Raw genomic sequence first — 20720 nt, 5'->3', positions numbered from 1 at the left:
TTTACCAGAAAAAATTAGATTAAAACTTCTAGGAATTAGAAAACAAAAGTCCTCACAGAACTGTAACTAAGCTCCGTGTATTACCTTTAAGAAGGGCAGCATTTGAAGCTGCCCCCTAAAATCTGAATGTACTTTTTAAGAGAGTTTTATCCCTGAACCCTTGTAGCTGTAGTATCAAACATATCCATTGTACTTCCAGACAAATGATTGTCATCTACTTTTTCTAAATAAATATATACATCATATCCATTTGCTTTGAAGTATACCGTAACCGATTTTTCTTTTTCATCTACTCTTGAAAAAGGACTGTCACCTCCTGTGTTGGCAATTGAGCTTAATGAACCTGTAAGTTTCCCCTCTTCATTTCTCTTCAAAATAATTACAGATTTGCCATCCCCTCCTGGAGTTCCAACTGTTAGACATTCCCATTTACCTACGAAGAAGTCAACTTTTTTCTCTTGTGCTTTTACTGTAACTGATACCAAAATAAGTAAAGCTGTAGCGAAAATCATTTTAATTGTTTTCATAATAATTAGTGTTTTAAATTAATTAAGGTTTTCATTCTTATTGCGCTCACAATACATTTAAGTCATGTGAGCGCTTAAATAAGAATTTGATTGTTTAGAATTTATATTGTAAAGTTAACTCAAATGTTCTTGGACGAATACCACTAGCCACGATCGTACGATCAGTAAAAGGAGTTGCATCAGTAATTTGGTCAGCACCTTGTATTTTACCTTTCACTCCTTCTTGATTTAAGAAGTTAGTTACTTGGAATTTCAAATTGATGTCACGACTTAAACGATAATCAACACCTCCAAAATTTTCCCACCATCCATCATAGTAAAATACGTTAGTAGGGTTACCATACTGTTTTCCAAAATAGCGCAAGCTTGTCCAAAGCCTAATACCGTTCTTGAATGAGTAACTTGGATCAATCTCCATCAATACCCCAGACAATTCTGGAATATATTTATCGCTATAATCATATGTTGTTCCATATGCTGAATAAGTATAATTCTTGTATTTAGGTGCTTGCAAAGTAAATAAATAGTGAAGATCGAAATTTTTAAATGGAGTAGTCATAATATCAGTTGTCCATCCTACAGTACTCAAATCATAAATAATCGGATCGAAAGTTGTTCTTTCAGCTGCATTGGCCGGATTGGTTACAGTCTGGCTTGTTCTTATATTGTCTTTTGTAATGTACGTCAATTTTGAAACTAGCTGCATTTTATTTGCAATATTGTAAAAAATTCCACCACCAAAGTTGGTTACATTAGTTTTAAACTCTTTAGGAGCAGTTTGCATTGGTTTTGCTCCAGGAGTACTTGGATCAGCAATTGGGTTACCATTTGCATCTCTGTAAGGGTAATCCCAATAACGTTCATTCCACGAGTTATAAGTAGCATCTCCTACTAAACCAAACTGGCTAGAAATTTTGTAAACAAAATTAAATGAACCTACAGTATTCAAACGATTTTTGAAATCATGACTAACTAATGGTCTGTCTTTTAGAAAATCATTAATATAAGGATTCGAATGATCTTTGATAGTCTGGTTCTCCAAACGCAATCCCACTCCTACATCCAATCTTTTCCCAATTTTGAAATCATCAGTACCGTAAACAGCAAACTTAATATATTGATCATTCGTAGAACTGCCGTACCCACCTGCTGATGCAGGCATTAACCCATGATCGTTGGTAACTTTTACCGTCATGTTATAGGCTGGAACAAAAGAATATAAATCTAAAAGTTGAGGATTTGGTTCAACCGTCTGGAAATACAAACCAGAGTTAGAATTAAATTGTCTATGAGTATAGAGTTGATTTAGCCCAAAACGAAAATCATGTACACCGATCTTCTTAGTCAACTCTACCCTGCTAAATACAGAATTGTTTTTTGATTGCGGAATCATTTGTGAAGAAACCATCTGTGCTGAACCCGTATAAGCATTTGAAGTACCTTGATATTTAAAACTCCATTTGCTGGCAGCCGCTCTATCTGGATCATATACTCCCAAAGTCAAAGGAAATGTTATTGCCAAAGGATTATTCACATCTTGATACATTGTAGAATAAGTCATTTTCCAACCACTCGCAAAATTATGCTCCCCATTTAAATAAAGAGTATGAGAATCTGTCCGAGAGAATTCACTACTATTTAAATCTGCGTATGCAGCGACACCAGTATTATAGTTATAGTATGGTATCATCCCTGATCCAAGAATATAGGAATCTGTTCCTAATTTAAAATTATCTAGCGGTGTTGTTTTACCATTCCCATTATAAGTAAGTGGACTGTAATTTGTAGTTACGGACTGACTGTTTATTGTTTTAAAAAGTAAACGTACATTTCCATTTTTGTATTTTTTTTGAATTCCAAATTTAAGCATGGTTGTATTGTCATTCCATGGTGTAAATTCATAATTAGTACCGTTTCCTCTATCAAAATTCTTATAAGCATCTATCATATAACCCCAACCTTTTTTACCTAAAGGGCCTGTTAAAGTTAAATCATATCTAGAAGACCCAAATGAATTCACATATACTGAACCATATCCTTTTAATGAGGTACTAGCGTCTCTGTCAAAGCTTTTTACAGCATAACCAACTTTACCGGTTGTAATTGCACTTTCTGCAAAGGACATAAGTCCCATTTTTGACAAACTGTTATCCATTCTCCATGAAGTAGTAGGAAGCGTTGGATAAAAGTAATATACCACAGGAAGTCCATTCTCTAATATAACTACATCCCCTGTAAAAGGAAGACCAATATTTACATTTCGTGGGCCGATATTACTTTCGGCGTTCAACATCACATTTCTATTTTTCTCTTCCTTTTTATTAACAACAAGTGAATCTGAAATATGCTGACTTTTCTTTTTATCTGATTCTTGCGCCTTTAATCCTCCTACTACTGAAAATATGGATAATGCACACAATAATAAATGTTTCGTTTTCATAATATTAAATTGTAATCCTAGTTAAACACTTTTTTTTTAAAATCTATGCCTATATAAAAGACATCGAGTAACTTTTTTCGTCCGTTGGTCATGGGAACATTTCTTTTCATAATTTTAATTTTTTGAATTTGTTAATGTTAGTTAAGATTAACTGTCACCAGTTTTTCATTTCTTCTTGGACAAACTTAACACACAATTAACATCGAAATAGTTTCGATACATTTTCCCGATAAAAAAAGACATTCGTTAAAATTGGGAAAATCGTACGCTTAACTCGGGGAGCTTTATTTACAAGCCCTTAGAAGTGTTTTTTTTCTAAAACTGACATCAGGCTGACAAAAAATTATTTTCTTTTTAACAAATAAAAAAGCACGAAAATTATTGATACAAAAAAAATAACACATAAAAAAAACATTATATTTATTTTTACATCCAATATAATCAATTAAAATCATTTTTTTAACCTTAAAATACTCCGTTATTGATTGAAACAATTAAAAACAATAAATATCTCCTCAAATCAGATATTAAACTTCAAATTTATTAGACAATAAAGCCTCATGAATAAACCTAAAATAACTAACAAAACTAAAAATTCATTAATTTAAATCATTGCTAATAAAAAAATATTAGAACTTCAGCACTAACCAGATTTTAAATCTTTAAATAGAACCTTACTACACCTGAAACATTTAACATTCCGTAGAAACCATAAAATAATGGCCAAAAAAAAAGCAGTAAGTTTAATACTTACTGCTAAATCAATCATTTACAATCATTCAATCCTAATCTCCCATTAATAAATCACCTATCACCATTTTTTTTTAAATTCACTAGGCGTTTGATTTGTATATTTTTTAAAAAAATTATTAAAAGCTGTTTTTGAATTGAAACCGCACTCATAAGCTATTGCAATAATAGACCAATTGCTATATTCTTTCTTTTTTAGTAATTTTTTTGCATGCTCGACTCTATATTCATTTACAAAAACATAAAAACTTTTGCCAAGATATTCATTTAAAACCTCTGATAACCGATGCTTAGAAATTGATGTTTGCGATGCCAACTTTGCAATAGATAGCTCACTATCTTTCCATATAGCCGAATCATCCATGAATTTTATAAGATTTTCAATATAATTCTTAGCATCATCACTCTTCAAACCTGATTTTATATATTTACCGCTTGAAAACTCTTCTGTTTCATCATCATCTTCTAACTCTGGCTCATGTATGGTTGATAATTGTTTCTGTTGAAAGCCCCAAATACTTATCACATATACATGAAACAGCTCTACAATGTGCCTAAAAATATAAACTTTAGCATCAATTCGACCCTGTTCATACAAAGCACTACTCACGATCACCAAAATAATTAAAATTACAAAAAGGACTATCATAATGATCAGCCAGTCCAAACTATTTTTAAAGGAACTGTAAGAATAATTATGAACGATCTGTTTTTTAAACTGCAAAACAATACTAACAGAAGATATTGAATAATAAGTAACAAGCAAAATAAAAATCCAACCATAGATCATTCGTAACCACTCATATTTATCGTAAAAAAATTGATCGGAAATAGATTTGTTTTCAGGAAGTAACTTTAAAATAAAAAATATAATAATCAGCAAAATAGATGGTAACGCATGATAATAGTCCTTAGGATTGAACTTACTCAAATCCTTCGTTATATATTTTGCATACAAGAAAAATAAAGGTCCACAAAACATTCTAAGGCTGAGCGACAAAAACCAACGACGCGAAGGTATAATATGACAGTACTGAAGAATGTCAAGTCCAAAAATCAAGGCATAAACCAATAGCAATGCGCACAAAATTATATATGCAATTTTAACTGGCCTTTTAGTCATAATCATTGATACTGCAAACAATGATTGTGATAATCCTATAGATAATAATATAATATCCATAATTACGTATAGTTAACAACTTCTATTTTTAAAATACATTTACTAATTCTCATAAATTTCTTCATATATTCAAAAAAAAGGTTTTGGCAATTTTAAATAAAAAGTATTAAATAAAAAAAAATAAATTATAAATAATATATCTTTAAAATTTGAGACAATCTTATTCAAAATACTCGCTATAAACCATTGCAATTCATAAGAATCATAACCTATTAAAGGTAAAATTAATATTGGTATTTAACAATAATCTTTAAAAAAGCAAAACAGGACATAACTCCTTATTTATAAAAATAGGAAATATGTCCTGAATGCCATTTCATCAATTGAACGTGAGTTATTAAACTCAACTGTTCATAAGATGCTAAACATCAAAAATCTTTGTGGATCTATGAAATTATTGAATGATGAAAAGAATCTACTACTCATTGAAATTCCTAATAAATAAGAGTAACCATCACCGATAGTTTCTTGTTTAAAAGAATCTTACAATCATCAAATTTTGGAATTGACCAGATTTTTTCAAGATTTGTAAATCCATAACCTTCAGTTGGAATACCAATCATATTAGTATTGCATTTTTTATCATCATTCTCATCATGATATAAAGCAATTGCATATTCTCCTTCAGGTAAATCCTTAATAACATATTTCCCTTTTGTACCCAGATTTTTAAAATCCAAAATCCTATACTCTTTACCTATTTTTGTAAATACGGTTTTGTTTTTACTGTCATATACTGAAACATGAATACTCCCTTTCGAATTTTTTACATTAGGAACTTTAATTGTCAAATCATATGTCTGGGCAAACCCCACACTAAATAGTCCAAAAAAAAGAATTGTTAATACTATTTTCATTTTTACTTTTTTTAATTAATAAAATATCTGTTCTACAATAAGCGATTCTAAAATGACAGTTTATATACCTCCTAAAAAGGAAATACTAAACCCCAACAATTTCCTGCTCTTCATCAATCACCTCTTTCTTTTTCGAAAACCATCCGTTGACTTTAACTCTCATACTTTCGATAATCATATACATAGCAGGAACCAAAACTAAAGTAAGTAGTAAAGAACTGGTCAATCCTCCAATAATTACCCATGCCATACCTTTTTTAACCTCTGCTCCGGCACCGCTTGCCAAAGCAATTGGCAACATTCCCGTAATCATGGCAATCGTAGTCATCAATATCGGACGCAAACGTTCCTTACCTGCTTCAATTAATGCTTCTTTAACTGGTAAGCCCTCGCTTTTCAGCTGATTCGTAAAATCTACAATCAAGATTCCATTTTTTGCTACAAGACCAAGAAGCATAATTAATCCGACTATTGCAAAAATGGATAAAGTTTCCATACTTAAAGCCAATGCTAAAAGAGCTCCAATAATTGCCACAGGTATAGAAAATAGGACAACAAATGGATAAACGACACTCTCATATAGAGCCACCATAATTAAATAAACAAGTAGAATACCAAGCAACATAGCGAAACCTAGGCTCCCGAAAGCTTCTTTTTGATTTTTGGCATCACCTAAATATTCAATACTAACTCCTTTAGGCATCGAAACGTGCTCTAATTTCTTCTGAATATCTTCCACAATCGTACCACTTGGTCGCCCAACCGCAGCCGACGTAACTTTAATGGTATTCAACTTATCAGTTCTCTCAAGAACTGCCTGTCCCAATATTTCCTTAACTTCCGCTATTTGGTCTAATCGAACAACAGCCCCCCTGCTGTTTTTAATAGTCAGCTTTCTAACGCTTTCTATATTCAATCGATCCCCTTTTTCAAGAGTTAAATTAATTGGGTATTCTTCACCATTATCTTTATACTTCGTCTCATCGTTTCCTCTAAAAGCCAACTGTACCGCATTTCCAACTTCAGGTATGGTTAGACCATACTGCGACACACGTTCTCTGCTTAGGTCAATAGAAATTTCAGATTTAGGACTCTTTGTGCTGAACTCCACATAATCTGTTCCAGGAGTAGCTACTACTACATCATGCAGCAACCTTGCCCCCTTCCAGATAGAATCCATGTCGGTTCCCTTTACAGCAATTTGAATAGGAAGCGAAATTGTTCCAGCTATAGTGGTAGGGAGGATACTAATTTTCAATCCAGGTATTTTGGCAGCTTCATCCCTAATTTTTGAACCAAAATCTTCGGTAGAAATGCTTCTGTTTTCTTTATCCACCAGTACTACCGCCAATTCTGCCACATTACTAGTATTGGAATTACCCCCAGTAGTACCACTCTGCAATCCCACATTGGTAAAAACATTTACTACCTCTGGATAAGACAACAATAATTTCTCTAATTGCTTTACATTTTGGTTGGTTTGATACAAAGGAGTCTGAACGGATGTCTCTACCTGAATTGTAAATTCACCACGATCTCCATTACTAGAGAACGAAGTACCTATAAAACCTTTCCCTAGTAAAGTAAAAGACCCAATCATAAGTACAAATATCCCTCCTAAGACCCATCGTTTATGACTTAAAGTCCACTCTAAAATATGGCCATAAGTTACTTTGAGCTGATCCATGAAGTGCTCAAAGCTTAAACTCAATCTTCCCCAAAGTGAATTTTTACTCAAAACTTCTAATTTTCCCCATTTTGAAACAAGTAATGGAGTTAATGTAAAAGATACAAATAAGCTCATTAAAGTTGAAAATACGACTACAAGAGCAAATTCTCTTAGGATATTCCCAATTAAACCACCTGAAAATGAAAGTGGAACAAAAACTACGACATCGACCAAAGTAATTGCCATTGCAGTAAACCCAATTTCATTTCGTCCTTCAAGTGAGGCTTTAACCTTTTCTTTACCCATTTCCATATGACGATAAATATTTTCAAGAACCACTATACTATCATCAACAAGAATACCAACAACAAGTGAAAGCCCCATTAATGTCATAAGATTCAATGAAAATCCAAACAAGTACATTAAAGCAAATGTCGGAATCATAGCCGAAGGAATGGCAACCAAAACAAACAATGAACTTCGCATACTATGCAAAAACAACAACATCACCCCACCTACAATTAAAATTGCCAAAAAAAGATCATGCATTACCGCATCAGCCGAAGCTAAAGTATAAACAGATTGATCTGCCGCAATTATATAATTAAAATTTTCACCAGCATACTGCTTTTTAATGACTTCAAGCTTCTGTTTTACGCTCTGACTTACTTCTACAGCGTTTGCATCCGCCTGCTTGGTTATTTGAATTCCGATTCCAGATTTTCCATTAATTCGGTTAATAGTAGTTGGTTCGGTTTGCGAATCGGTAATAATCGCAATATCCTTCAGTAATATACGGCTTCCATCAGTATTTTCCTTTATAATCAGATTACGCATATCTTCTAATTTAGAAGTTTTGGCATCTAGCCTTATCGAAAAACGACTGCTACTTGACTCAACACTTCCAGCTGGATATGAAGTATTACTATTGGCAATAATTTGATTTACCTGATTTGACGAAACCCCATAACTTTCAAGCTTATCATTATCAAGCGTTATTTGAATCTCACGCTCGTTACCACCAATAAGCGTAACTTGTCCTACACCGGCCACATTTTGCAGAAGCGGTCTTATTTTGGTATCTACAAGATTATAAAGGCCCGGTTCACTCAAATTACTCGTAGCACTAATACGAAGTATAGGCATCTCATCAGTACTAAATTTTCGAACCAAAGGATCATCTGCATTCGATGGCAAATTCCCCTTAATCTCGTTTACTTTTCTTTCGGCATCTCTTTGCGCCTTATTCATTTCGAATCCTGATTTGAGTTCGATAGTAACTACTGAAACACCTTCCTGCGATATGGAAGAAACCGAGCTAACACCTTCAATAGTTGAAACAGCCTCCTCAACAGGTTTGGTAATACTGTTTTGAACTTCATCCGATGAAGCACCTCTATATACAGTTTGAACTGAAATCACATTGGCTTCAAATTTAGGAAGTAAATTATAATCCAGCTGATTATAGCTGATCCAGCCAAAAAGGATCATCGTAACAAAGATTACGGTAATCAATAGCGGTCGTTTTATTGATAATTCTGTTATTGACATTTTTCTCTATTTATAATTTAGTTCTCCACAGCACTCAAAAATTGTAAGTTTTATAGTCTTATTTATTGACATTTCTTTTTTCTATTTTAGAATTATCACTAAGGTTAATTTGACCGCTCACAACAACTTCTTCACCTTGACGCAGCCCACTTAATACCTCCACATTCTCTCCAAACTCCCTTCCAACGGTAATTTTACGAACTGTAGCCCTATCTCCATTTACAACATAAACAAAAGGGTTCTTTGTTCCTTCAACAAGTGTATTTTTAGGAATTAACAAAACAGAAGCTTCGCTGCCAAAATCGAAACTCACTTTAATATAAGTTCCTGCTTTTAGTACTGCTGATTGATTATTCACAACCAATTCCACACGATAGTTATGATTTTCATCGCTTACCGGTGATATAAAATTCACTTTTCCATTAAAACTTTTTCCACTGAGGGCCTCTGCAGTAATAACCGCCGGCTGATTAAGATGAAGCTTGTATACATCTTTTTCATTCACAAAAACCACTGCTTTTAAATTATAAACATCTACAACTGTCGCAACTGTAGTCCCCGGACTTGTATACTCACCTACTTCTCCTGTTTTAGTTACAATAATCCCTGTAATTGGAGCTTTTATTTTGGCATCTCCAATCTGCTGATTGAGTTGTGATAATTTAAAACGGGCACTCTCCATTGTTCGTTGTGCATCTTTAACGCTCTGACCTGTTCCGGCATTACCTTCATAAAGCTCCTTATTTAACTGATAATCTAATTTTGCTTTGTTAAAAGCATCTTTCGCATCATTTAAATTTATCTGTTGTTGACGTGTATCAATGGCACCAATAACCTGACCTGCAACTACCTTCAAACCTAAAGAAATATTTAGGCTGGCAAGTGTACCTGATGATGCAGCTGTAATATTTGCCTTTTTTGAAGGCTCCAAAGTTGCAGGTACTTCTAAGTTTCGTTTAACAGTTTGTTGTTCCAGTTTTATTACAGAAACCGCAACAGGAATATTACTTCTGTCGACACTTACATTTTTCTTGTCGATTGCTTCTTTATTTTTACTTAATACATAACCTATTGTTGTAAAAAACACAAGTATGATTGATATAGTTATAATTTTCTTTTTCATAATAACATAATTATAATTGATTAACAAAATTTCTAATAGTTCCTTTCGCCCTTTCGTATATTAGACGGTTAGTAACCAAATTAAACAATGAGTTCATATACTTTGATTCTGCCTGCCTATAAGTAAAATCGGTGTCTAACAAATCCGACATTTGAGCAACACCTTTACTATACTGGAATTTATTGGTCTCGTAAATACTCTTTGCTAAATCCATATTTGTTTTATTTGAATTTAGCTTAGTGATATCCTCGGCAAGTTGCTTACTTGCATTTTCAAACTTGATCTCAAAATCAATTACACCCTGATTTAAATCCTGTTTAGCGTTATCAAGTTCCAAACGGCTAACCTGTATTTGTGCATTACGGTGTCCTCCACTAAATACTGGAATATTTACCTTCAGCCCCAGACTAGAAAAATCCTTCCATCGGTCAAAAACTTTATCTAATTCATTCCCAAATGCCTGCTCTCCATATCTTGCATAACCATTTACAGTAGGGAGATACGCCGCTTTCTTACGCTTTAAATCAATTTCTTGCAAAACAATATTCTGCTCCTGCAATTTATAACCAATGAGATCCCTAACACTTAAATTTTCAGTTTGAAATTCCAAGTATTTTTTAAAATCCAAGTTTTCATCTATACTGAATTTGTCTTCGAGTGGAAGTGCCATAGCGTTTCGCAGTGTATTATATGCGACATCAATATCTAAGTCTATCTGCTTTAAATCTGCTCTAACATCATTAAGATGTACAACAACCCTATCAACATCTACCTTTTTTTCGGCTCCTTTATCAAAACGAAGTGTAGATATTCTAAGCAACTCGTTATATTGAGTCTCGTTTGCCACAAGAAGTTTTTTCTGTTCCTTTAGAACAAGAATCTGAAAAAAAGCTGCCGCTGTATTATAAGTTAGATCTTCATTATTTTTATCACGATTAAGCTCTGCAATTAATTTTGCAGGAACACCAGCTTTGATACCGTAAATCAATGCTTGATCATATATAGTCTGATCCAATTGTAAAGTAGCCATACCTGTGTACTTATTTCCAAACTGCACCTCTACATCATTAGGGCTTCCCAACATTACTCCTGGAAATACAGTCGTTTGCCTCTTTATATTATAATCAAATGCGAATGAACCATTAATTTGAGGCAAGTATCCCGATAATGCATCTTTATTCTGGTTTACTGCAATTCCGATTTTGTTGTTATAAATTACGGCACTACTGTGATTCGATAAACTGGAATTAATAGCATCCTTTAAACTTACTGTCTTTTGTGCATGTGATGACACACCTGAGAGACAGCACAGAAGGAGTATCATACAATTCTTCAATTTCATAGTTTTTATTGTTATATTAATTATAGTTAGTTCTTAACAAAAAGAACCAATTGAACAAAAAAATTTTCTCTTTATTTTTCTGGTCTTCTTTAAAATCAAATCCAATTAGTTCTTAACTAAAAGAACCAATAGGGCAAAAAAATTATTTCTTCCTACTTTCCCATTTTTTTACCAAAATAGGTAGTTCCATACTCATAAAATCTAGAAAACCAACAACCTCTTTCAGATTATCGTTAAATTCTTTTGTTTCTTTTGGTCTCAACTCTATCACCTCTTTTAATAAATTATTAAAAACAACTAGATTATGCAAAGTTTTCCCCATTCCATCAGTCAATGACTCAACTTTACAACGAAAATATCTTTTACGCTCCCCAGGCTTTGTTATATAATCAACCCTTTGAGTTCCAATCATCAAATTAAGAGCATTACTGGCAGCACTTTTACTAATGTTTAAATTCTCGTATATTTCTTCAAATGTTAATTCATTGCGATCAGCTACCATTAACAAAGCATAAATTCTTGCGGCAGCAGGCTGCAAATCTGATTTCTCATAGTAAATACCTAGATCTTCTACTAATTTAAGTTGCTTGTCTGATAATTTTAACATCATAATACAGTTTTAAGTTGCAAATATATAAAAGGTTTTTTTAGTTCTCAAACAAAAGAACTAAAATTTCACAATGATCCGCGAAAAACTATATCAAAGGGATTTTCAACTTGCTCTTTCGAAGAATTCAACACTAAGCGTGCTGCAGTCTTTCCCATTTCAATAAAGTCAGTTGAAATAGTAGTCAATCCATTCATTATAAACTTCTTCAATGGGGTTTCATTATAAGATATCACGCCAACTTCTGCACCCACTGTCAAATTTTGGTCAAGAATTTTATCAAGAACTCTAACCAAATCCTCTTCCAATAAATTAATAAATACTTCTCCCCTATTGACAGGTTCCAAATTAATGTCCTTAATTATTTTGTAATCAAAATCAAACGAACAACAAAATTTTTTAAACCCTTTGGCAATTTCTTCTGGAAGATAACTAACCTCAGGAAAAATTAATTTTAAAGTATGATATTTCCTTAGAGGTTTTAATGCTTTCATCAGTGATGTATAAATATCTTTTTCAAAATTCTCATAAACAGCAGCATAACTACCCGAAATACCTTCAATCTTCTTGCCTACAATTATTAATTTCTCCTTTGGTATATTTTCAATTAGTTTTTGATACTCTCCCGATTTGTCAATAAAGTGTGGGATTATAACGTAGTGAGAATAATCTCCTTTTTTCTGGTTTAATAATTTTTCAAATAGACTGAAATCATTATTGTAAATAAACAAACTAATCGAAGCTTTATCCTGCAAGGTTTCAATAAAAGAATCATAAATTATTTTTTTATGAGAACTGAGTTTGTTGAACATTAAAAAAATTCTTATATCTTGTAGAACATTTGTTGAGGCAATAAAACTCCCTTTCCCTGGAAAGGCACCTAAAACCCCTATTTTTTTTAGATGATTATATCCTTTTTCAATTGTTAATCTCGAAATTCCATATTCGAAACTTAATTCATTAATTGAAGGCATTAAGTCTCCTTTTTTTAATTCACCTTGTTTAATCAAATTCAGCACAGAATTAACTAACTGCAAATATTTAGGTATTGACGAAAATTCATCAATGAGTAAACTTTCAATTTTATGTTTCTTTTTCATAATTTATTAAATCTCTATATGCAGGGAAAATAATTCTAATTCTGGAGATTAAAATTGTTCTATTGAATGGAGGACCCCATTTCACAATCTTTTTAATGGAAAACTAAGAAGGTATTTTTTGCAAAATAAAAGAATCTAAAAAGTCCAACTGTCCTGTAGAATGTTAAAAAAAAATATAATAGTGAAGAATAAAGTGGGAAAAACGGTAGGACTAAACACCTAATCCCAATTTTAATTAACCTGTACAAATTAACAACCAACAAATTCAAAAATGCTCTACTTATAGTAAACGTAATTTCAGTAATCTACCTTTCCATTATTTGAAGTACCTTCAATTGTCCACAAAAAATTTAAGGCTGTTTTTCCATCGATCCCCAACTGGACATCCAAATCAAATTTACGATGCCAAGAAAAGACATACCCTATTTGTAGTACGCCAATTTCTTCACATCATCCTTAAAACATTTTGAAATTTGTCCCGTCTTTGTCACCAGAAAAAAGCTTCATAAAAGCTTTTTTTATTTCACATATTTTCATTGAGATTTTATATTCTTTTCGTGCACGAGCTAAACGCACGCGACAGTTGGGGGTGGAGGAAAGAATTTGTTATCAAACTTACTTTGGCAATTTCTCTTCTTTTTGCTCCTTTATCTTGGGAGTTCCAAAATAAAAATACAAGCTGCGTTTAATTGGCTCATTAATATGATTTAATTCACTATTAGGACCTAATTTTTTGACATCCCCATCATTTATTCCCATTTTTGATCCTACAGCAGGAATCGCATCAAGAAAAGAAATATCGCCAGTAGGCAGCTGTGGATGTGGCTTGTTACCATTGATTCCATAAAAATCAAATAATCGCACAAAAAGGTCTTTATCGGTTGAAGCGACTGTAAACTTACCTTCCAATGTACTTAATTCCATCCAGACAATTTCGGAAAAATAACCTTTAAATTCTGGGTAAATCCATGGTGAACTGCCGGTCTGCGTAGCGTTATTTTGGTTTTGATAAACATCAAAAGTAACGCCCTGCAGGCGATTTTTCCAAACACGACCAGGTCCCTTACCTAACCATTTTGCTCCAATAACCAAGCCTTGGGGATAACTAAAACTAATTCCAGCAAAAGGGTATACCCCATTCAGTGTGTATTCATAATCCATTTCTAACCAACCTGTAGGCTGCATTTTCCAGCGTACATACTTCAAATCTCCTGAATAAGAAGCTTCAATCACATAAGCATCTGCTTCTTTAAAATGCTTTAAACCTGAAAAAGTTGAAGTACCACTTACCATCACCGGACCTTTTCCAAAAGACAATGCTGCCCCATTCTCATTTTTTAAACTTGCTAATTCACCGGTTTCTTTGCTGAAACTAACAGAAATAGCATTGGCTGAAAGGGTTATAGCAACATCTGTTTCTTTAATAGATACCGTTTTTGACATTTCGGCCTTTAACATCCCTTCCAATAGATCTGCGTTGGATTTTATTTTCCAAACCCAACGGTAAATTTCATTTTTATCTGCACCGATAGCTTTTAAAGCCAGAGCATCGCTGTTTTCCCAATCGGCCGGAAGGCTTAATTTCAACGTACCTTTAGTTACGGGTGCAATATTTGACCCAACAAAAGTTCCTTGTTTTATAATTGTATGACCAGTCTCATCTTCCTGTTTCCCATTGAAATTAATCAATTCCCACTGAAAAGTACATTGGTTCAAATTAGTAAAATGATAACGGTTTTCTACCGGAATTTCGCCTTTAAAACCTTCTGGCAAATCTTTAAATGTAATATGTATCGGCGAATAAATTTCGCGAATAGCATCAAAGCTCCGTTCTTTTTCCCTGTGGGGACCAACAATTCCATCAGCAGCATTATTTCCATTCACATCAATGAAATTATTGAGATCTGTTCGCACAATACCTTCATCTGCAAAATCCCAGATAAAACCTCCTGCACCTTTTTTGGAGTTCCAATGCAATTCCCACATATCAGCCAATCCTGCTCCCGCTCCTCCGTCTTGCATGGCGTGCAAAAATTCCGTTGGCATATAGATATTGGTATCTTTGACAATTTCTTGGGTACTGTAGTAGCCTTCGTAATGATTGCAGTCAATTCCGTTAATTGCATTTCCGGGTTTGTGGTGTGCATGGATAACTGTGCGATTTGACAAATCATATTTGGCAAAATCATCATCAAAATCAAAGTTATGCCCGCCCTCATTACCATTACTCCAAAAAAATATCGATGGGTGATTGGCATCCCGAATTACCATTTCTTTGACAAGAGGCTCACCTGCCTTGGTTGAGTACGCCTTTTGCCAGCCTGCCAATTCGTCAATAACATAAAGCCCTAGCGAATCACAAACTCTCAAAAAGTTTTCATCCGGAGGATAATGTGAACAACGCACCGCATTCATATTCATTTCCTTAATCAACTTCACATCAATCAAATCGGCTTCGGGATAAGTTGCACGCCCATATTCAGGCCAGAAGACATGACGGTTTACCCCTTTAATTTTTATTTTAGTCCCATTAAGATAAATACCATCTTCTTTTCTAACTTCAATAGTTCTAAAACCGAACTTATCCGATGTTTCGTATAATACATCAGCATTTTTCTTTAAAGAAACTTTTACACTGTAAAGATTAGGACTTTCAGCAGACCACAGTAAAGGTTTCTTAATCGAGGTTTTAACATTCACTACAGAATCATTTTCTGAAGTTGTAGCAGTTGCTTTGCCTATCACTTTGCCTTTTGAATCTATAATTTCGGCAATGATATCTCGCCCAACAGTTTTAGTATTCAAATGAACATTCATACTAAAAGAACCATCAGCTTTAGCGTCAATAGAAGTCCATGAGATATTTTCTTTTGGCAAAGCTTCAAGATAAACAGGTCTAAAAATCCCTCCAAAAATCCAGTAATCCGCTAAACGTTCGGCACCATTTACTGATTTGTCTGCCGACATTTTGCTTACCAAAACTTCAAGCTCGTTCTTTTGTCCAAATTTTAGTTTGTCTCCAATATTATATTTAAAACGATAAAATGCACCCTGATGTACTTTACCGGCAAGATCGCCATTGATTTTTACTTCGGTATCTGTCATGGATCCTTCAAAAACAATATATACGTCTTTGTTTTTCCAATCAGCAGTTACATTAAACTGGTATTTATAAAAACCTTTTTCATCATGATAGCGAAAGTTTTTACCATTAGTTACATTGTCCCGACCATAATTATAACCGCCAAAACCTTGTTGTTCCCAATGTCCCGGTACCTCAATAGAAGTCCAAACCCCACTTTTTCTGCCAGCCGTGGCCCAGAAGTCCCAAGTTTTTGTATGCTTTACATCGGTTCCTGAAAGATATTGTATTTCCTTTTTTACAGGCGATTGTACTTGCCCATCCATTGCCGAAAAACAACATAAGGATAAGGCATATAATATGTTTTTAAAATTCATCTTTTATAATTAGTAGCTGGGTTATTTTGTTTTCGGAGTCTCAGAAAAATTTACAACCTGACCATCCATCTTTACATTTTTCATGTCCATATTTTTAACGTGATTGATTTTAAATGGCTGTTTTACTCCTTTAAAATTACAATTCACTATTTTCAAGTTAGTCACAGGAGATTCCTTGTAGGCATCCACAAAAACTGCATATTCACCACCATTTTCCACATTTAGGTTCTCCACCCAAATATTGCGGATGGTAGGAATGAATTTCCCCGGATCTTCGTAAAACATATTGAAATGAATGGCAGATTCGCCATAGCTTCCCACCGTAATATCTTTCAGGAAAATATTCTCTATAGTTCCCCCTCTTGATGATGAGGTTTTAACCCGTAATACTCTGTCAAGATTTTTGCTGTCCATTTTACAATTAACGGCATAAATATTTTTAGCTCCTCCCGCAATTTCACTGCCAATGACGATGCCTCCATGGCCATTTTTCATCTCACAGCCTTCAATGATATGATTTTCGGCAGGTTTTTTATTATCCCTACCATCCTCATCTCGACCTGATTTGATGGCAATACAATCGTCACCTGTATTTAAATAACAATCTTTGATGAGTACATTTTTGCATGCATCAGGATCAATGCCATCGGTATTTGGTCCTTCAGAATCAATTTTAACCTTTTCAATAGTTATGTTTTCACACATTACAGGGCTTACAAACCACATAGGCGAATCGATTAACGTAACTCCCGAAATCAATAGATTTTTGCAATTGTAAGGCTGAATCATATAAGGTCTTAGATAATGACCGTCTCCAAAGATTCTTTTTTGGGGATCTACCTTGTCACGCATCATAACGTGGAGGCTGTCTCTAGCTATTAATTGGTTTGGTGCCCCTTTTTTCCAACCATATTGCGCTCTTCCTTTCCATGGCCACCAATGTATTTTATCGGCATTTCCGTTTATGATGCCTTTGCCGGTTATGGCAATATTTTTTTCATTTAAGGCATAAATTTGGGGGGAATAATTCATGCAATCCATCCCTTCCCAACGGGTCAAAACAAGAGGATAATCTTTGGTATCTCTTGAAAAAACAATAGTAGCGCCGTCTTTTAAATGAAGATTGACATTGCTCTTTAAATAAATAGGTCCTGTAAGGAATTCCCCTGAAGGAACAATTACTCTACCGCCTCCATTAGCATTACAAGCTTCAATGGCTTTTTTTAATGCTCTCGTGTTTTTGGTTACTCCATCGGCTTTAGCGCCAAAATCGGTAATATCATAATCTTTGTCTTTAAAAACAGGAGCTTTAATCAATTTGCGAATTCGCTGCATTTCTTTTAAAGGCTGGCTTGAAGATGTCCATGCTTTTGGCTCTTCTTTGGTTGTTAATGCTAAAAACAATATAGCCAGAACAACTAGAGGGAATTTTACTGTAAATGCTTGTTTTAGGTTCATATAAATATATTTTTATTGCTGTTTGATATCAATTCTATTTAAAGCTAATCCTAATTACCATCTGGTTTTACTACCTCTTTGAGAGGACTTAAAGGCCAGTAAAACGATTCAAAAGTTCCTGGCTTTGCAGGATCTATTTCAGGTATATCGTCAAGAATGGAAAGTGCTAATTTCAATTGGCTGTCCCTTATTCCTTTTACAACTAATTTTGCGATTTCATAAGCGCCATAAGGTCTGAAGTGCGTATTATCTGCGAGCGGTTTGTCTTTTCCAGGAAACATATTTGCAGGATAATGTACAAATGCATTAATAGACTCTTTTGGACCCAAAGCCTCATACATTATTTTGGACATCGCATTCAAATCAATAAGAGCCACATTTTGCTCTTTAGCCGTCCCCCTTACTGCTTCCGGATAATCTCCTAAAGTTGCAACAATTTTACCATTTTCGTCAAACTTTCTTCTTTGTACTGGTGTTACCAAAACCGGAATTCCCCCTCTTTGCTTTATTTCAGCAATAACAATCTCAAGATACTTTTTGTAATTTTTAAATGCACCAGCATCTTTGCCTTTTTGTTTTTGATCATTGTGTCCAAATTCTATAAAAACGTAATCTCCGGCTTTTAATAAACTATACACTTTATCCAATCGATGCTGGGCAATAGAACTGCTAATTGTTTCACCCGATTCAGCATAATTAGCGACCGCAACCTGACCCGGTTTAAAAAATGCAGGTATCATTTGACCCCACGAGGCCCATGGCTCATTTGACTGGTCGACTACCGTAGAGTCTCCCGTAAGAAAGAGAGTGGTAACTTTATTATTTTCAGGACAAATTTCGACAACGTTAATTTTAGGGCTTAAACCATTAAATTCTAAAGTAATTTTATCATCCCACATCAGGTTTTCATATTCACGGGGTTTTAAGTTTACTTTATCATATTTTCCACCGCGAATAACACTGTCCCGAATATGAACTGTAAATTCAACTGTCTTGTGTTTTCCATTATCGGTTTGAATTCTGTTGACCATCATTCGGTGGCTTTCAGTTCTGACAACTAAATCTGCTCTTGCAAAATCATCTCCTAATACCACTTTAACATGATAATTTCCTTCCGGAATTTTTACAGAAAAATAAAAAGGTTTATCAGAAGTGAGATAACCATCTGTCGAAGGATTTTTTCCGACTTTTTTATTTTCAGTAGCTGAAGTTTCTAAATCTATTCCATAACCTTTTTCATCTGTATATTTTGTTTCTGACAATATTTTAATGTAGCCTGCTTCGGTTTTACCAGATCCAAAATCGAACTTAAAAGTGGTTGCTTTGTTACTCCTGTCTTTTTTTTGCGCTAACGCTAAATTCAAAAAAAGTAATGCTGTAATAAAAAATAAAAATGAATGTTTTATCATTTAATTCCGTTTAAAATGTTGGTTATTAATCTTGATACTGAAATCAATAATTCTGCTAGTACCTTTTATAAATACAAGGATTGGCAGATGCTTTTTGATTCAATACGAAATTAGAATAATCTCCCTTTTTAAAACAGGCTAAATGATTCTAAAAACCTACCAAATGATACATTTTTAATTGACCAACAAACCATATTTACTGATTTTAAATACATTACAAGAACAAGATCATGATACTACCCAAAAAACTCTATGAATATACCGAGATTTTATCAAAGGGTAGTCTTTCCCTGCTGACTGTATTTTTTTGGTGTTAAACCAAATTGTTTTTGGAATACTCTACTAAAGCTGGTAGAGTCAGAATAGCCTATCTGAAAGGCTATTTCAGCAACTGAAAATTTTTCTTCCAAAAGCATTTCGGCTGCTTTATTTAAACGGATTGTAGTAATAAATTCCTGTGCAGACTGATTGGTTAATGCCTTAATTTTTCGATAAAGTTGTGTACGTCCTAAGAACATTTCGGACGCAAGCCATTCCACATCAAAATTTTCATTAGCAAAATTAGCTTCGATTAGACTTGTAGCCCTAGTTAAAAAAGCTTTATCTGCCGCATTGGTTCCTAAAACGAGCGGATTGAAACCTGTTGTTTTATTAAACAATTCACGAAGTTTTTGTCGTGATTCGATTAAATTTTTAATTCGAATCTGCAATAAAACGGAACTGAATGGTTTCGAAATATAGGCATCAGCACCAGTTTCATACCCTTCTTTTTGAGATTGTTCCGACTGTTGGGCTGTAAGCAATAGTACAGGAATGTGACTGGTTCTCTCATTCGTTTTTAGTTTTCGGCATAGATCCAGCCCATTCAATTCAGGCATCATAATATCACTAATAATTAAATCAGGAATAGTATCGATAGCCATTTCTAAACCTTTCAGCCCATTTTCAGCTTCAAAGACCTTATAATTTTCACTTAAATTCATCCTAATATAATTTCGAATTTCGTCATTGTCTTCCACCACCAAAACAATAGGAACATCTGATTGTAATTTGTATTTCGAATTCTCCAAAATAACTTTCTGAGTTGTATCTATTGGAGATTCTGAATTGCTTCTGGATTCTAAATTTTCATTTGCAAAAGTAAGATTAGATAATTTTACCGTAAAACAGGTTTCTTTATTAGGTTCACTACTCACTTTAATAGTTCCTTTATGGAGTGTTACCAATTCTTTGGTAAGTGATAAA

Annotated in this window: 13 protein-coding genes; all 13 read right to left on the bottom strand. The window is 33.8% G+C overall.

The window, feature by feature from the left end:
• Positions 1-146 precede the first annotated feature (146 nt).
• Positions 147-527 (bottom strand): hypothetical protein, encoded by a 381-nt coding sequence (locus IRZ80_RS16675; RefSeq protein WP_194642721.1) that lies wholly within the window; start codon positions 525-527, stop codon positions 147-149.
• Between the two features lie 94 nt (positions 528-621).
• On the bottom strand, positions 622-2967 hold the full coding sequence (locus tag IRZ80_RS16670) for a hypothetical protein (protein WP_194642718.1): 2346 nt from the start codon (positions 2965-2967) through the stop codon (positions 622-624).
• 811 nt (positions 2968-3778) lie between these two features.
• Positions 3779-4900, bottom strand: coding sequence for a helix-turn-helix domain-containing protein (locus IRZ80_RS16665; protein ID WP_194642716.1), 1122 nt, complete (start codon positions 4898-4900; stop codon positions 3779-3781).
• Between the two features lie 434 nt (positions 4901-5334).
• Positions 5335-5757, bottom strand: coding sequence for a DUF2141 domain-containing protein (locus tag IRZ80_RS16660; protein WP_194642715.1), 423 nt, complete (start codon positions 5755-5757; stop codon positions 5335-5337).
• An 85-nt stretch (positions 5758-5842) separates the two neighbouring features.
• The gene (locus IRZ80_RS16655; protein ID WP_194642713.1) at positions 5843-8977 is read right to left on the bottom strand and encodes an efflux RND transporter permease subunit; all 3135 of its coding nucleotides are present in this window, start codon (positions 8975-8977) and stop codon (positions 5843-5845) included.
• Positions 8978-9035: 58 nt separating this feature from the next.
• Entirely contained in the window at positions 9036-10100 is a 1065-nt protein-coding gene (locus IRZ80_RS16650) for an efflux RND transporter periplasmic adaptor subunit (RefSeq protein WP_194642711.1), read from the bottom strand.
• A gap of 10 nt (positions 10101-10110) precedes the next feature.
• Entirely contained in the window at positions 10111-11424 is a 1314-nt protein-coding gene (locus tag IRZ80_RS16645) for a TolC family protein (protein WP_194642709.1), read from the bottom strand.
• 160 nt (positions 11425-11584) lie between these two features.
• Positions 11585-12052, bottom strand: a complete 468-nt coding sequence (locus IRZ80_RS16640) for a GbsR/MarR family transcriptional regulator (protein ID WP_194642707.1) — start codon at positions 12050-12052, stop codon at positions 11585-11587.
• Between the two features lie 65 nt (positions 12053-12117).
• Complete coding sequence (locus IRZ80_RS16635; RefSeq protein WP_194642706.1) at positions 12118-13149, bottom strand: GntR family transcriptional regulator; 1032 nt, start codon at positions 13147-13149, stop codon at positions 12118-12120.
• A gap of 615 nt (positions 13150-13764) precedes the next feature.
• The gene (locus IRZ80_RS16630) at positions 13765-16608 is read right to left on the bottom strand and encodes a glycoside hydrolase family 2 protein (protein WP_194642704.1); all 2844 of its coding nucleotides are present in this window, start codon (positions 16606-16608) and stop codon (positions 13765-13767) included.
• Positions 16609-16629: 21 nt separating this feature from the next.
• Entirely contained in the window at positions 16630-18066 is a 1437-nt protein-coding gene (locus tag IRZ80_RS16625; protein WP_194642702.1) for a glycoside hydrolase family 28 protein, read from the bottom strand.
• A 50-nt stretch (positions 18067-18116) separates the two neighbouring features.
• Positions 18117-19475: a rhamnogalacturonan acetylesterase gene (locus IRZ80_RS16620; protein ID WP_194642701.1), complete on the bottom strand. Its 1359-nt coding sequence runs from the start codon at positions 19473-19475 to the stop codon at positions 18117-18119.
• Between the two features lie 272 nt (positions 19476-19747).
• Positions 19748-20720: response regulator (locus tag IRZ80_RS16615; RefSeq protein ID WP_194642700.1), on the bottom strand; the 973-nt coding region annotated here is incomplete at its 5' end.

This window comes from Flavobacterium sp. HJJ (assembly GCF_015351475.1).
Classification (GTDB): domain Bacteria; phylum Bacteroidota; class Bacteroidia; order Flavobacteriales; family Flavobacteriaceae; genus Flavobacterium; species Flavobacterium marginilacus.
The sequence above is the reverse complement of the archived record's forward strand: the minus strand, read 5'-3'. Positions and strand labels throughout refer to the sequence as shown.